Annotated in this window: 16 protein-coding genes; 9 read left to right on the top strand and 7 right to left on the bottom strand. The window is 53.7% G+C overall.

The window, feature by feature from the left end:
* Positions 1 to 46: 46 nt before the first annotated feature.
* Positions 47 to 871 carry a mechanosensitive ion channel family protein gene (locus ACY692_RS12265; RefSeq protein ID WP_462325659.1) on the bottom strand — a complete coding sequence of 275 codons (825 nt, stop codon included), beginning with the start codon at positions 869 to 871 and terminating at the stop codon, positions 47 to 49.
* Positions 872 to 1,048: 177 nt separating this feature from the next.
* Here ACY692_RS12265 and ACY692_RS12260 point away from each other — a divergent pair, with 177 nt between their 5' ends.
* Positions 1,049 to 1,246: a hypothetical protein gene (locus ACY692_RS12260; protein ID WP_462325658.1), complete on the top strand. Its 198-nt coding sequence runs from the start codon at positions 1,049 to 1,051 to the stop codon at positions 1,244 to 1,246.
* A 24-nt stretch (positions 1,247 to 1,270) separates the two neighbouring features.
* Positions 1,271 to 1,588 (top strand): PilZ domain-containing protein, encoded by a 318-nt coding sequence (locus ACY692_RS12255; RefSeq protein ID WP_462325657.1) that lies wholly within the window; start codon positions 1,271 to 1,273, stop codon positions 1,586 to 1,588.
* Positions 1,589 to 1,622: 34 nt separating this feature from the next.
* On the opposite strand, the gene ACY692_RS12250 is transcribed toward ACY692_RS12255, so the two are convergent.
* The gene (locus ACY692_RS12250) at positions 1,623 to 2,087 is read right to left on the bottom strand and encodes an FKBP-type peptidyl-prolyl cis-trans isomerase (protein WP_462325656.1); all 465 of its coding nucleotides are present in this window, start codon (positions 2,085 to 2,087) and stop codon (positions 1,623 to 1,625) included.
* A gap of 158 nt (positions 2,088 to 2,245) precedes the next feature.
* Here ACY692_RS12250 and ACY692_RS12245 point away from each other — a divergent pair, with 158 nt between their 5' ends.
* Positions 2,246 to 2,908, top strand: a complete 663-nt coding sequence (locus ACY692_RS12245) for a DUF3047 domain-containing protein (protein WP_462325655.1) — start codon at positions 2,246 to 2,248, stop codon at positions 2,906 to 2,908.
* A gap of 63 nt (positions 2,909 to 2,971) precedes the next feature.
* Here the strand turns inward: ACY692_RS12245 and ACY692_RS12240 are convergent, their stop codons facing one another.
* On the bottom strand, positions 2,972 to 3,172 hold the full coding sequence (locus ACY692_RS12240) for a DUF2905 domain-containing protein (RefSeq protein ID WP_462325654.1): 201 nt from the start codon (positions 3,170 to 3,172) through the stop codon (positions 2,972 to 2,974).
* Between the two features lie 16 nt (positions 3,173 to 3,188).
* Entirely contained in the window at positions 3,189 to 6,332 is a 3,144-nt protein-coding gene (locus ACY692_RS12235; RefSeq protein ID WP_462325653.1) for a DEAD/DEAH box helicase, read from the bottom strand.
* Positions 6,333 to 6,664: 332 nt separating this feature from the next.
* On the opposite strand from ACY692_RS12235, the gene ACY692_RS12230 reads away from it, so the two are divergent.
* The 5 genes from ACY692_RS12230 to ACY692_RS12210 all read left to right on the top strand — a co-directional run bounded on the left by ACY692_RS12230 (position 6,665) and on the right by ACY692_RS12210 (position 9,393).
* Positions 6,665 to 6,883 carry a hypothetical protein gene (locus ACY692_RS12230; RefSeq protein ID WP_462325652.1) on the top strand — a complete coding sequence of 73 codons (219 nt, stop codon included), beginning with the start codon at positions 6,665 to 6,667 and terminating at the stop codon, positions 6,881 to 6,883.
* A gap of 171 nt (positions 6,884 to 7,054) precedes the next feature.
* Entirely contained in the window at positions 7,055 to 7,600 is a 546-nt protein-coding gene (locus tag ACY692_RS12225; protein ID WP_462325651.1) for a peroxiredoxin family protein, read from the top strand.
* A gap of 52 nt (positions 7,601 to 7,652) precedes the next feature.
* Positions 7,653 to 8,237 carry a peroxiredoxin gene (locus tag ACY692_RS12220; protein WP_462325650.1) on the top strand — a complete coding sequence of 195 codons (585 nt, stop codon included), beginning with the start codon at positions 7,653 to 7,655 and terminating at the stop codon, positions 8,235 to 8,237.
* A 290-nt stretch (positions 8,238 to 8,527) separates the two neighbouring features.
* Positions 8,528 to 9,016 (top strand): TlpA family protein disulfide reductase, encoded by a 489-nt coding sequence (locus ACY692_RS12215; protein WP_462325649.1) that lies wholly within the window; start codon positions 8,528 to 8,530, stop codon positions 9,014 to 9,016.
* Between the two features lie 77 nt (positions 9,017 to 9,093).
* Positions 9,094 to 9,393 (top strand): hypothetical protein, encoded by a 300-nt coding sequence (locus tag ACY692_RS12210; protein WP_462325648.1) that lies wholly within the window; start codon positions 9,094 to 9,096, stop codon positions 9,391 to 9,393.
* A 41-nt stretch (positions 9,394 to 9,434) separates the two neighbouring features.
* Here ACY692_RS12210 and ACY692_RS12205 read toward each other — a convergent pair whose 3' ends face one another.
* Together ACY692_RS12205 and ACY692_RS12200 are read right to left on the bottom strand one after the other, a co-directional pair.
* Positions 9,435 to 10,328: a 4Fe-4S binding protein gene (locus ACY692_RS12205; protein ID WP_462325647.1), complete on the bottom strand. Its 894-nt coding sequence runs from the start codon at positions 10,326 to 10,328 to the stop codon at positions 9,435 to 9,437.
* A 4-nt stretch (positions 10,329 to 10,332) separates the two neighbouring features.
* Complete coding sequence (locus tag ACY692_RS12200) at positions 10,333 to 10,476, bottom strand: CD1871A family CXXC motif-containing protein (RefSeq protein ID WP_462325646.1); 144 nt, start codon at positions 10,474 to 10,476, stop codon at positions 10,333 to 10,335.
* 352 nt (positions 10,477 to 10,828) lie between these two features.
* On the opposite strand from ACY692_RS12200, the gene ACY692_RS12195 reads away from it, so the two are divergent.
* Complete coding sequence (locus ACY692_RS12195) at positions 10,829 to 12,559, top strand: YgiQ family radical SAM protein (protein ID WP_462325645.1); 1,731 nt, start codon at positions 10,829 to 10,831, stop codon at positions 12,557 to 12,559.
* A gap of 164 nt (positions 12,560 to 12,723) precedes the next feature.
* On the opposite strand, the gene ACY692_RS12190 is transcribed toward ACY692_RS12195, so the two are convergent.
* On the bottom strand, positions 12,724 to 12,933 hold the full coding sequence (locus tag ACY692_RS12190; RefSeq protein ID WP_462325660.1) for a hypothetical protein: 210 nt from the start codon (positions 12,931 to 12,933) through the stop codon (positions 12,724 to 12,726).
* Between the last annotated feature and the right edge of the window lie 203 nt (positions 12,934 to 13,136).

Here is a 13,136-nt window from a genome sequence, read left to right as displayed (position 1 = left end):
TCAACAATCTCTAAAATCTCAACAATCTCTTAACTTGCTAAAATAGTTACACTCGTTCTTCCTTATACACATGGATGTCCTGCTGGGGAAAGGGGATGCTTATATTCTCTCCGTCGAACCGTTTTTTGATCGTTTCGAGAAGATCAAAATAGACGGCCCAATAGTCGGCCGTCTCCACCCAGGGCCTGACCGCAAAGTTTACGCTGCTATCGGCCAACTCGATCAGCCCTATGATCGGGGCCGGATCGTCAAGAATTCTGGAATCTTTACTCAGGATATCGGACAGGACATCCTTGACCTTGTCGATGGGGTCACCATAGCTGACACCGATAATCAGGTCCACCCTGCGGATATCCTTCAGCGAATAGTTGACGATGTTGTCCGAGAGGAGTTTGCCATTGGGGATGACGATGACCTTGTTGTCCGGGGTCTTGGCCGTGGTGGAAAAAATCTGGATTTCCTCGACGGTTCCGGCCGTGCCGGCTCCCTCGAAATAGTCTCCCACACGTATGGGCCGAAAGATGATGATCAGGACGCCTGCAGCGAAATTGGACAACGATCCCTGCAGGGCCAGACCGATAGCCAGACCGGCGGCACCGAGCACGGCGATGAGTGAGGTGGTCTGGATGCCCATAGCGCCCAGTGAGGCGATGATGACCATGATCAAAAGTGCGATATAGATCAGGTCAAGGACAAAGGGGATGATGGTTGCTTCGATACCGGATTTGGTCATGACCCGGCCAACTATTTTTTTGACCAGCTTGGCCACCCAGCGACCGACCACGAAAATAAAAAGGGCCGCAAGAATCTTGAGACCGTACAGGGTGACGAGATTCTGCAGCATGGCCAGCAGTGAGTTTATGTCGATCATGGATGTACCTCCGGGCTAGGTGAAAAAAGTGGCAGGGGGAGAGTGGGGCCCTGGAATGGACTGGAAAAAAATCTTGGTTTTCTCTTTACAGAATTTCTATATATATTGCAAAGAAAATTGATCAAAAAATGTGTCTACCAAATGGGTTACGGTCGTGGGTCTCCCGGAAACCCCGATGTGACCAAGCTGGCAGCCATAAAGGGGAATGGCCACGAGGTGGAGTGGAAACATTTTTTGGGGCCGGATGGATCAGGTGGACGTGCCGGTCCGATTTTTCAAGAAAAAAAAACTATTATTGCAAAAAGACAAAAGATATTAGGCTGTTATTTGTGGCATGGATTTTTCAAATCTCTCCCCCATATCGTAATAAAATAAAAATGATACGGGGAGGTATGTTCAATGCCGGCTTCGAAAGAGCGAAGAAGTTTCAAGAGATACACGTACAAAACACCGGTTGAGATAAGATACGAAAATACGGGAGAAATACATCATGGAGATATGGAGAATTATAGTAGCAAGGGTATGTGCATTGCAACAAGTGAAAAATTCAAAATGGATAACAATGTATATATACGAATGAAAGAATATCATCCTGGACGAAGAGGGGTCAATTCATATGAGTGGTATGGCGGAAGAGTGTGTTGGGCCGGCAGAGAAAACAAGAATGATATGAAATTTGTGATGGGTATACAATTTCCATATCCCATGATCTATTGAGGATCATGGGATATGGATTGGCGGCATGAAAATGTCAGTCGTTTTTGCAACCGTTTATGCCTGACTCGGGTGGGGTCACGTCCTCGAGTGTGATCCTGAATTCGAGTTCCTCCCCCGCCAGGGGATGGTTGGCATCTATGGTGATGGCACCGTTCTCTATAGCCAGAATAATTCCTGGAAATTCTTCTCCTTCCGGTGTTCGAAGAATGAGTTCCTGCCCTGGTTTAATCCGCCCCATGGCGGGCATCGATTCTTCAGAAATGGTGATGATCCTATCTTCTCGGTATTCTCCGTAGCCTTCATCCGGGCCGATATGGACGGATCTGGTCTCTCCCTTGGTCATGGTCCGGATGGCGTTTTCCACTTTTTCCAGGATCTCGTGATTTCCCAGACAAACGGTCATCGGATCGTTCCCTTCGGTGGACTCAAAGACATCCCCATCAATGAGTTTTCCTTCGAAATGGATGGAGACGAAACTCCCATCAGGGTATGCAGTCATATGTTATTCCTTGTGCTGTTGACAATTCCAGTTGCTGGTCATGGGCATTTGGTTATACAAGAAAGCCGTATCAAATTGGCAAGCAAGGCAAGCGATGTCAATCCCACAAGGCGATCCGGCCTAAAAAATATTCAAAAATTATCAGGGGATGACCGGGCATGACCGTTTCTCGAATGTTATATTCTATTGGGTGGTTTCTGGTTGGTGCGGGGTGCTTTTTCGGCTCTATCAATGCGCATGCAAGGGTTCTCGTAGGAAATTTTTCCAAGAGCGAGCTGGCCGGCTGGGAAACCAAGACCTTTGTCGGAGAGACCGACTATTCGTTCGTCGGTGTGGGCGGAGTGACCATGCTCCAGGCCCGGAGCAACGGGACCGCCTCGGGGTTGACCCGGGAGATGGAGGTTGATCTGGCCAGAACGCCCTATCTGAATTGGTCCTGGAGGGTGGACTCGGTCCTGTCGCCCCGGGAAGAAATGGCCAAGGAAGGGGACGACTATCCGGCCCGTGTGTACGTGGTCGTCAGTGGGGGGATAGCATTTTGGAAGACCAAGGCCATCAATTATGTCTGGTCGAGTTCCATGCCACAGGGCGCTACATGGCCCAACGCCTTCACCTCCAACGCATATATGGTGGTCGTAAGGTCAGGAACCTCGCAAACCGGACGGGTCGTTGCTGAAAAACGCAATGTCTTGCAGGATCTAAAAACCTATCTGGATATCGAAGAAGACCGGATCGACGCCGTGGCTATTATGACCGACACGGACAATGGTGGCGGTCAAACAACTGCATATTACGGGGATATCTATTTTTCCGAACGATGAGAGGGGTGAGGGGATCGTTCTCCATAAAATCCGTCCGGAAAATCTTCATTTTCCTGTTTGTCCTTATTTTTTGAGCAACCAGAATAGTAGGGAGACGACCAAAGAGATCACAACGCACGTGGTGATGGGGAACCATATTTTTATGTTTTCCCTGTCGATCAGTATATCTCCCGGGAGGTTGCCCAGGGGAATCCTGGTCACCAGTGGCCAGGCGAGACCGAGGGCCACGAGAAAGAGTCCGATGATGATCAGGATGCGTTGCATGGTTCCTCCGATACTTTTATCCCTTCGCCGGGGGGAGATTTTCAGAACTGGTCCAGTCAACGGGCAGCCGGACCGTTTTTTTTGCCTTGTTGGTGAACAGGAGATATCCATTGTCCCGGCCGTACTCATAGAGCCCCTTGGTCACGGCCACGTCCTGGGTGCAATACTTGATGATCTTGTCCAATTTTCCCTGTTTCCACCATCTGAGGGCAAGAAGGCCGTTGGCGGATTTCTCCTCACCCAGCGTTGCCTGGGCGAGACGGTCCAGCGAGAGTCGGTAGCCCAGACGCCGGTGCACGTGTTCAAGAATGTCCAGGGTGGGCAGACTGGAAAAGTCGAATCCGTCCAGCCCCGAGAGTACCTTGTAGTCGAACCGATTGATATTGAATCCCACCATCAGATCCATGGCCTGCAGATCACGGACCAGGCTGTCCATGTCGTCCTGGAGATAGGTCGTGTATTCCCTTGCTCCGGAATCATAGACCACCACGCAGCTGACCCCCATCTTGTGGGCCTTGTTCCATCCCCCGACCTCCTTGGCCGAGCGCCGTGTCTCGATGTCCAGCACCCCGTAGCGTAAGGGGGGCCGGGTGGTCGGGGGGACCCGCAGATTATCCCTTGTCTGCTCCCACTGCTCGATTCCTGGAACGGTCATTGTCGGGCCCTGAAAAACAGTTCTAGCAGCTCGGGCCGGATTTTCGTCTTGAGCCGTCATCCCGGACTTGATCCGGGATCTTTGTGGATTCGGTCTCTCTGTCAGGTCCCAGGGAGTTGCATACGCACCAAGATCCCGGACTTCTCCGGGATGGCCATTCTGGGTGTCGACTGTTTGCTGTCCTTTGTTCTTTGTCCTCTCTTTTAACGTGGTTGCCGAAGGTTCCTGGATGATCTCGATCGTTACGGATTCCTGCTTAGGGCCCGAGCGCATGCGGAGAAGCACCTCCCGGGCCGCATGCTTGTCGATGGGACGGTTGCCGGATCCGCATTTGGGAGAGTGCACACAGGCCGGGCAGCCTGTCTCGCAGGGACAGGATGCAATGACCTGCAGGGTTCTTTCAAGCAGTTCCTGCCCGCGGGTGAACGCCTGTCTGCAGAGCCCCGCACCCCCGGGGGTGCCGTCGTAGATAAACACCGCCGCCTGGTTCGTCTGGGGATGTAGGGGAATGGAAATGCCTCCCAGATCGTTGCGGTCCGTGAGGACCAGCAGGGGCAGGATGCCTATGGCCGCATGTTCGCAGGCATGGATGCCGCCCATGAAATGGAGATTGTCCCGTTCCATGGATTGTCTGACAGACCCGGGTACGTCGAACCAGATACCCTCTGTCTCGAAGACCAGAGGAGGAAAGTCCAGGGGAACAGTACCCAGGTACTTGCCGTGGTTTGATTTTTTTTCATATTCCGTGACCTGTTCGGTGATTCTGAGCCGTCCCATGGACAGGGTGGTGGACCAAATGGACTTTTGGTCATGCACCCCGAGTATTTCCGTTGTCTTGGAGGTCCGGGGGCGGGTATAATAGCTGACCTTGCGCTCCGTTGCAAAGGCGGTGGACGTCTCGAGATCCAGGGACCGGATCACGTACGTTCGGGACTTGTGCAGATAGACCGCGCCGGGATGGGTTTCATGGAAGGCCCGCATCCTGTCGATCCGGCCGATGACCTCACCCGTCCGGATATCCACAATGGAAAACCCGTGCCCCGAACCACGTAGGTTGACCCCGCGTTGGGGATATCTGCGCGGAGCATACCAGGTGGAGCCATCTTCCGAACGCAGCAATAGTCCCTTGTGTTCAAGGCTTCCAATGGCCGTCCGGACCGTTTTGTCCTTTGCAAAGGATTCGTCTGCTCCAATGGGCATGTCCGCTGCCGCACAGGTGATGTGGGAGTGCATGATGGGCGGGTTGTACGGATTGATCACGGCTGCCTCGGGGGGCATGGCAAAGAATTCCTCGGGATGGCGCATGAAATACTGGTCCATGGCGTCTTCATGGCCGATGAGAATGACGGCGGATTTTTTACCGGCCCGTCCGACGCGGCCTGCCCGTTGCCAGGTGGCCATGATGGATCCGGGATACCCGATGAGGATGCACAGATCCAATGCTCCGATATCGATGCCCAGCTCCAGGGCGCTGGTGCTGACCACCGCCAGGAGCTTGCCGCTGACCAGATCGGCCTCGATGGCCCTGCGTTCCTCGGGCAGGTAGCCGGCCCGGTAGGGGCTGATCCGTTTCCCCTGTTCTCCGGCCTTGTTTGCGGCCCAAACCGATATGAGCTCGGCCATTTTTCTGGACTGGGTGAAGACCAGGGTTCTGAGTTTGCGGGCCAGGGCCGCTTGTAAGAGCACTATGGCCGTGTTCGATCCCCCGGCGCTCTGGCCGTCCAGAAAGAGGAAATGACGTTTGGACGCCGGGCCTCCGTTTTGGTCCACGACCTCCACATCCAGTCCGGTCAGGGCCGCTGCAAGTTCGCCGGGATTGGCGATGGTGGCCGAGGAAAAGATAAATGTAGGCTGTTTGCCGTAGGCCGCGCATATTCGAGTGAGCCGCCTGAAAACCCATGCCATGTGTGATCCCATGACCCCACGATAGGTATGCACCTCATCCACGATGACGAAATCCAGATTCCTGAAAAAGGTTTGCCAGTTGCCGTGGTAGGGAAGAATGCCTAAGTGGAGCATATCCGGGTTGGTTATCAGCACGGAGGGAAGATTCTTTTTGATTTTTGTGCGCTGCCAGGAGGTCGTGTCCCCGTCATAGATGGCCGCCAAGGGGCTGGGCAGTCCCATGAGATGCCCGGCGAGATGCTTCAGATTCTTGAGTTGATCCTGGGCCAGAGCCTTGAGGGGGAATAGGAAAAGCGCTTTTGTATCCGGTTTGTTGAGCAGGTTGTCCAGAACCGGCAGGGCATAGATGAGGGTTTTTCCGCTTGCCGTAGGGGTGGCCACCACGCAATGGTTCCCTGAACGAACGAGATCCGTGGCTCTGGCCTGATGGGAGTAGAGCGGGCTCATCCCCAGGGTTGTGAGCATGGTCTCGATCTGTGGATGCCAGGGACGATCCGGGTCGGCGTGGATGGCGTCCTTTTCCGGCAGGACAACATGGTGGACCAGATCTGTGGCCAGGGATTGATAATTTTTGAGTCGGGAAACGTAATCGTCGATCATTGATGAAAACCTGGATCAAAACCGGTTGGAGAAGATGAGTGTTAACGGTGGCTTGGTACGGGGATCGTTTTACTCATCCGCTCATGAAATTTAAGAGATTGAAGGATGTTAGAGGGGTAAGAAATTGAGGACCCGTGTATCAATGCGGACGCCGGCCTCCATTGGTGACGGGGAGCGTAAATTTTCATAGTCCATTGCGCTGAGCATCAGTTTTATATACACGTTGGGGTAAGGTGGCATTTTGGGGTCCGGTCTCAATGAAATGCCGAACAATGCCCTTGTCAATCCTTGTTCCATAGGAAATATCCAATCCCTCAACCAAGGAGGTTGCCATGTCCGAGAAAAAATATCGCATCAAGACGGCCTGTCCCCAGTGCGGTTGCAGTGCCGCGGCTGTCATGACCGAGGAAGAGATCCGGGAGCGTTATGGGGATGTTCCGAACATCCATGTGACCTGTGACGCCTGCCGGGCAGAGTACGAGGCCAAAATGTCCGATGCGTGCCCGGAATGGGATGAGGCGTGCAAGATGGCTGGGAAGGATATAAAATAAAAGATATATGATACAGGATCCCCTAGTGCTCTAACGAGCAGAACTGCCTGCACTTACAAGAAACAGGGTTTTGCTCTTCGCCGTGAATGACGGCATGCGATGGGAATCCGGCTCGAAAAGTTACACTGTTTTTTCAGCACGCGTTATCCTTTCACAATTCAGGGAGAATACATGAAACAATGGTTTGTTCTACTCTGCATGTTCCTTTGCGTTTCCCCGGCCTTTGCCGGAGGCGAGCTGCAGGTTGGCCAGGATTTCCCGGGGCTTCTTTTGCCCCGTCCGGCCGGGCAGGTAGCCATCGATTATCTCGGGGTCCCTGCCGATACCAAGGAAATAGGTATCGCCGATATCAGGGCTGATTTGGTCGTGGTGGAATTTTTCAGCATGTACTGTCCCCATTGTCAGCATGAGGCCCCTTTATTGAACGATGTATACGATCGTATCGGCGCAGAGGGACTGGGTTCAAAGGTCAAGATGATCGGTATCGGTATCGGTAATTCCCCGTACGAAGTGGATATCTTCAAGGAAAAATTCGAGATAGAGTTCCCGCTTTTTGCGGATGAAGATTATCTCTGGCATGGGGAGGTCGGCCAGGTGGGCACCCCCTATTTCGTGTTTGTCCGTTTGGGCAAGGGATTGCCCAAGGTGGTCTTCACCCATCTCGGACGGGTGGACAGTGCCCCATGGTTGACGAAAAAGATCAAGAAAAACCTATAGATTTGAACCAATCACTTGTGCATTCAAGAAGACTGGTACGGAGGAAGAATCCATGAGACGTTGTATCTGTCTGTTTTTTTTGATTGTGATGGTCGGGGCCGTTCCGGGGTGGTCCGCCCAGCACACCAAGCATCCGGTGTACAAGCCGGGGAGGCTCACCCCCCTGGATAGCGTCCTCAAGGTGGAAACGGGGCAGATGGCACCTGATTTCGCCCTACCGGCCATTGATGGTTCCAGGATTGCGCTGAGTGATTACCTGGGCAAGAAAAACGTGATGCTCTCCTTTGTTCCGGCGGCGTTCACCCCGGTATGCTCGGACCAATGGCCGGGGTATGATTTGATCAAGGATATGTTCGAGGGGTATAATACGGTAATCCTCGGCATCAGCACGGATAATGTCCCCAGTCTGTTCGCCTGGACCGAGGCCATGGGCGGATTGTGGTTTCCCGTGCTCTCGGATTTTTGGCCCCATGGGGGTGTTGCGACCCGGTACGGCGTACTCAGGTCGGACGGGACCACGGAACGGGCCATTTTTATCATCGATACCAAGGGCGTCATCCAGTACATTGATGTGCATGACATCAACTTCCGGCCCAAGCTCAAGCCACTCATCGAGGTATTGGAGGCATTGGACTGATCCGGGGCTCCGAAAATGGCGATCTTTGATGGATCGGCTCTACGACATTTTTGGGAATGTTGGTATCGTGCCTTACGCATGCAAGTCTGCAATAAAAAACAAGAAAATTGTATAACCGATTGAACGCAAAACGTAAAACATAAAACTTGAAACCACGGCTTGGCCGCATTAGATATTTTTGCACGTATGCTTAGACGGGCGGTAAGTGTGCATGCATGGAAGGTACATAGAACCATTCGGATCGGTATAATCTGCCATTCGGACATATAAATATAAGGGGCACGGGATTGATGCGTTCATTTATCACCATGTTTCTGGTCGTTGGCTGGCTCTGCTGGGGAGTTCCCCAAACGGCTCGGGCCGAGTACAAGGGGGCACTCTCTGGGGACCAGTTTGTGGATATGGTCACCGAGGCCTCGTCACGTGTGGTTGTCGTCAATTTTTGGGCCACATGGTGCGGACCATGCCGTCAGGAGTTCCCCGACCTGATGTCCCTGCGTGAACGCTATGACGACAAGGACCTTCTACTCATGGGGATTTCTTTGGATTACAATGCGGGTGCGGTGGAGTTTTTCACCGACCGGGTCGGATTCAATTACCCCATTTATCTTGATGGGGGAGAAATCGCAGCCGCTTTCGAGGTCACGGCCATACCCCGGTTACTCGTTTTTGTCGGCGGCAAACTCCAGGCCAGCCACGTTGGGTATATGCCCGGGGCTACCCTCAACAAGTTGATAAAGTCACTTCTGGATGCTGAAAAAAGGGGGGGGGAATCATGAAAACACTCTGCACGTGCTTAGGGATAGTCACAGGGATTGTCCTGATTCTTTTCCCGGGTTTATGTTTAGCCCAAATCATGGACGAGGTGGACACTCCCTTCCAGATCTGTTGCGTGGGCAAACAGGCCGATGCCGATGCACTGGCAACTCGTCTAGCCTCGAACATTCCGGGGCTACAGACACGGGTCGAAAGAGAGTCCTGCCAGGATTCTCTGGGCACTGACGTGTCCTATTACGCTCTCTATGTGTGGCATGCAGACATGACCGCCGAGGATATCTGTCACGAATTGGGAAAAAAGGAATGTGTTCGGTGTCAAAGGCAGGTTGTGGATGTGTGCCCGGAAGACAGTGAAGACATGGATACAACCGGAGAATAAACAATAGATGGAGGTTCCGTTTATGCCGGAAATATTCCATGTCAGGAAGGGGTCGGTTCTGTCTTGGACCGTCTCTTTACAGGTCTTGGCTGTTCGAGTCCCTTTATTCCAAAGGAGATCGCGTCGAATTTGCACGCCTGATAGCATTTGAGACACCTGATGCATTCCAGACTGTTGGGGGTCTCGTAGAATTTGACCCCCATGGGGCAGACGGTTTCGCAGGCCTTGCAATGGGTGCATGCGTCCTTGTCCCAGCGCATGGTGAACAGACTGACCTTGTTGAACAGGGAGTAGATGGCCCCCAGGGGGCATAATGTCCGGCAGAAGGGTCGGCTTGTCATGACCATCCAGATCAGCAGCAGGATCAGGATGGTCAATTTGTTGAAAAACAGGCCCCCAACCAATCCCCGCAGATCAGGGCGCAGGAAGAGGAGGGGGATACCCGCCTCCAGGGTACCGGCCGGGCAGATGTATTTGCAGAACCAGGTGGAACCGAACCCGAAGTCATCCACGACCACAAGGGGCAGGATGATCACGAACAGGGCCAGAACCACATATTTCACCCATGCCAGTGGCTTCCAAATCCCGAATTTTGGCGAAGGGATCTTATGCATGAGATCCTGGAAGAACCCAAAAGGGCAGAGCCACCCACAGGGCATCCGTCCGACCAGACTCCCTATGATCCCCAGAAATCCGACGACGTAGAACCCGAACCGGTACTGTCCGCTGGCCAAGGTTAGCCGGATGGAGGCCAGAAAGTTCTGGATCGCGCCAATGGGGCATCCGCCCACAGCCGCTGGACAGGACCAGCAATTGAGCCCTGGAACACATACGGATTTGAGTTTTCCCGTGTAGATGCCGAACGAGCCGAAGGGGAAGAGCCAGTAGGCATTGGTGATGAACGTGGCCAGGATCTGGACGACGCGTCTGGTCATGGCCTCACCCGATCCCGATGCAGCTCAGGCAGATGGCCACGCCTTTTTCAAAGACGCCGTCCACATCCCCAAGGTTGATGCCAAGAACGAACAGGAACAGGAACAGGAGCAAAATGATGTATGATATGAGGGTGGGTCGGCTGGGCATGGGCGTTCCTTTTAGCAATTTTGGCAATGTAAGAAAGTTAAAAAATGCAAGAGATTTTAGCAAGCTGTAACTATTCAGCCACCAATAGCCCGATCCTGTTTTGTCCCTTCCGGAAACGCCACAGCCCCATGCCGAGTTATCGTGCTGGATAGTTACAATTTTTTAAATGCAATGACTTTTATTCTATTTGTTTTGCACAACGCGCGCAAGTCGATTGCATAAAAACGCGCCTTTTTTTCCTGTTTTTTCTCCCTTGCCCCCGGTCACGGCCGGGTCTATACCCCCCTGCATGCCACATCTTTTTTCTGCTACTCTATCCCCCGTACCCCTTGACCAGCCCTCCTTCCTGCCCATGACGCGGGCGGAGATGGACCGGCTGGGCTGGGACGAACTTGATATCCTTCTTGTCAGCGGCGATGCTTATGTGGACCATCCCTCCTTTGCCATGGCCCTGCTCGGGCGGCTTCTCATCGCCCATGGTTTCAGGACCGGGATCATCACCCAGCCCCGATGGGACCGGGTAGACGACCTGCTGGCCATGGGGCGTCCCCGCCTGTTTGCCGGTGTGGGGGCCGGGGCCCTGGATTCCATGCTCGCCCATTATACCGCTTTTCGCAAGAAACGCTCCGACGATGCCTACACGCCGGGCGGGCAGGCGGGAGCCCGGCCGAACCGGGCATGTATCGTGTACACCAATCTCTTGCACCGGGCCTTTTCCGGCCTTCCGGTTGTTCTGGGCGGCATCGAGGCCTCTCTCAGGCGGGTCACCCATTACGATTTCTGGTCCGACAAGTTGCGTAAGCCGATCATCCTCGATGCCAAGGCCGAGTTGGTCGTCTACGGCATGGGAGAGCGGGCGCTGGTGGACATTGCCCAAAGACTCGACAAGGGGCTTGAACCGACCGGAATACCCGGGACGGTCATGCCCGATGTGGCCGTGCCCGATGAAGGGGAGTGCGAGCGTTTGCCTTCCCATGAATCCATGCTCAAAGATCCGTCTCTCTTGATGCAGGCGACCCTGGCCATGGAGCGGCTTGTCCACCATGGGAACAGGTGGGCCGTGCAACCGGTGGGGAATCGGACCGTGGTTCTTGCACCTCCCGCCGTCCCTCTCGACCAGGGAGAAATGGACGGGCTGTACGCGCTTCCTTATGCCAGAAAGGCCCATCCCCTCTACACGGCGAACATTCCGGCCGAGGCTATGATCAGGGACTCCATTACCAGTCACCGGGGATGTGGCGGTGGTTGTTCCTTCTGTACCCTGGCCCTGCACCAGGGGCGCAGGATTTCTTCCCGCAGCCGGTCATCCATTCTGAAGGAAGTGGATCACATGGCCCATATGCCGGGGTTTAAGGGGAACATTTCCGATGTGGGCGGTCCCAGCGCCAACATGTGGGGAGGGCGGTGTACCCGGGTTCAGGGCCCGTGCAAGCGGCCAAGCTGCATGACCCCATCCCTTTGTCCCCATTTCAAGGTGGATCAAAAGGCCCATCTGGAGCTGCTCCGGTCGGTGCGTAACGGCCATGGTATCCGCAATGTCCGGGTGGCCAGTGGGGTCAGATTCGACCTCGCTCTCAAGGACATGCAGGCTCTGGCAGGATATCTGGATGAGTTTGTGGGGGGTCAGCTCAAGATCGCGCCGGAACATGTCTGCGACAATGTGCTCAAGCTGATGCGCAAACCCGGACACGGATTGTTCGAGCGGTTTCTGGACATTTTTTCCAAACAGACTGCCAGGGCGGGAAAGAAGCAGTATGTGGTTCCCTATCTCATGAGTGCATTTCCTGGAACAACGGACACGGACATGCACGCCCTGGCCCAATGGCTGGCCAAACGGGGATGGCGACCCAGGCAAGTGCAATGCTTCATCCCCATCCCCGGAGCCGTGGCAACGGCCATGTTCTATACCAGACATGCCCCCGACGGGACCAGGATCCACGTGGCCCGGACCGATGCCGAGCGATTGAAACAGCACCACATTCTTATGCCGTGCCATGAAAAACAGTCGAACAAGGGGCGCACCAAGCGCTCTGCACCATCTTCAAAAAAGAGCGGAGCGTTCCGGAAACGAAAACGGTTCTGACCGTTTTCGTTTCCGGTGAGAGACAGCCCCCTTAGGTGGATTTCAGAAGAGGCGACAACTTCCCTGACACAGGGGGTTGACAAAGGTACCCTATAAGAAACATCTGCCTGTTCCTGGACAGAAAAACAAGTAGAGCAATGGTTACAACAAAAGATCCAACTTGCTTATAAATTCGCGTACGATGGGTCGCATACCAAAAAAGGTCGCCCAACAAAGGCGGAAGCCATCATCAAACAAAATACGCCCAAGCTCTGACCTGATCCTGAGCCCGCATATTTCCCTCCAAAACAATGGCATTCTCCAGAGATGCCGACTACTATTTTTCCTGCTGATAGGCTCGCATGTGCATGATTGCAGTAAGCATTGATAGTCATCATGTTTGCCCGTTCGCCTATGCGTGGTCAGGCTAGGATAATTTTTGGCTGTTGCCCTAGACCACCTCCTTTTTATCGTTTCTGCGGATTCATCATCAGAATTTTTTTTGATTGGATTGATAGATATTGTCGTTCAACACAAAAGGCCATCGGTCCTATAGGACCAATGGCCTGTACCGTGATTGCTGATTTTTGCATTATTA

Source organism: Desulfoplanes sp. (genome assembly GCF_054921335.1).
The sequence above is the reverse complement of the archived record's forward strand: the minus strand, read 5'-3'. Positions and strand labels throughout refer to the sequence as shown.

Coding starts and splice junctions, on each gene's coding strand:
- ACY692_RS12220 (WP_462325650.1), top strand. CDS start 7,653: ATGAGACGTTGTATCTGTCTGTTTTTTTTGATTGTGATGGTCGGGGCC.
- ACY692_RS12230 (WP_462325652.1), top strand. CDS start 6,665: ATGTCCGAGAAAAAATATCGCATCAAGACGGCCTGTCCCCAGTGCGGT.
- ACY692_RS12225 (WP_462325651.1), top strand. CDS start 7,055: ATGAAACAATGGTTTGTTCTACTCTGCATGTTCCTTTGCGTTTCCCCG.
- ACY692_RS12210 (WP_462325648.1), top strand. CDS start 9,094: ATGGACGAGGTGGACACTCCCTTCCAGATCTGTTGCGTGGGCAAACAG.
- ACY692_RS12190 (WP_462325660.1), bottom strand. CDS start 12,933: ATGACTATCAATGCTTACTGCAATCATGCACATGCGAGCCTATCAGCA.
- ACY692_RS12195 (WP_462325645.1), top strand. CDS start 10,829: ATGACGCGGGCGGAGATGGACCGGCTGGGCTGGGACGAACTTGATATC.
- ACY692_RS12235 (WP_462325653.1), bottom strand. CDS start 6,332: ATGATCGACGATTACGTTTCCCGACTCAAAAATTATCAATCCCTGGCC.
- ACY692_RS12215 (WP_462325649.1), top strand. CDS start 8,528: ATGCGTTCATTTATCACCATGTTTCTGGTCGTTGGCTGGCTCTGCTGG.
- ACY692_RS12245 (WP_462325655.1), top strand. CDS start 2,246: ATGACCGTTTCTCGAATGTTATATTCTATTGGGTGGTTTCTGGTTGGT.
- ACY692_RS12265 (WP_462325659.1), bottom strand. CDS start 871: ATGATCGACATAAACTCACTGCTGGCCATGCTGCAGAATCTCGTCACC.
- ACY692_RS12250 (WP_462325656.1), bottom strand. CDS start 2,087: ATGACTGCATACCCTGATGGGAGTTTCGTCTCCATCCATTTCGAAGGA.
- ACY692_RS12200 (WP_462325646.1), bottom strand. CDS start 10,476: ATGCCCAGCCGACCCACCCTCATATCATACATCATTTTGCTCCTGTTC.
- ACY692_RS12240 (WP_462325654.1), bottom strand. CDS start 3,172: ATGCAACGCATCCTGATCATCATCGGACTCTTTCTCGTGGCCCTCGGT.
- ACY692_RS12255 (WP_462325657.1), top strand. CDS start 1,271: ATGCCGGCTTCGAAAGAGCGAAGAAGTTTCAAGAGATACACGTACAAA.
- ACY692_RS12205 (WP_462325647.1), bottom strand. CDS start 10,328: ATGACCAGACGCGTCGTCCAGATCCTGGCCACGTTCATCACCAATGCC.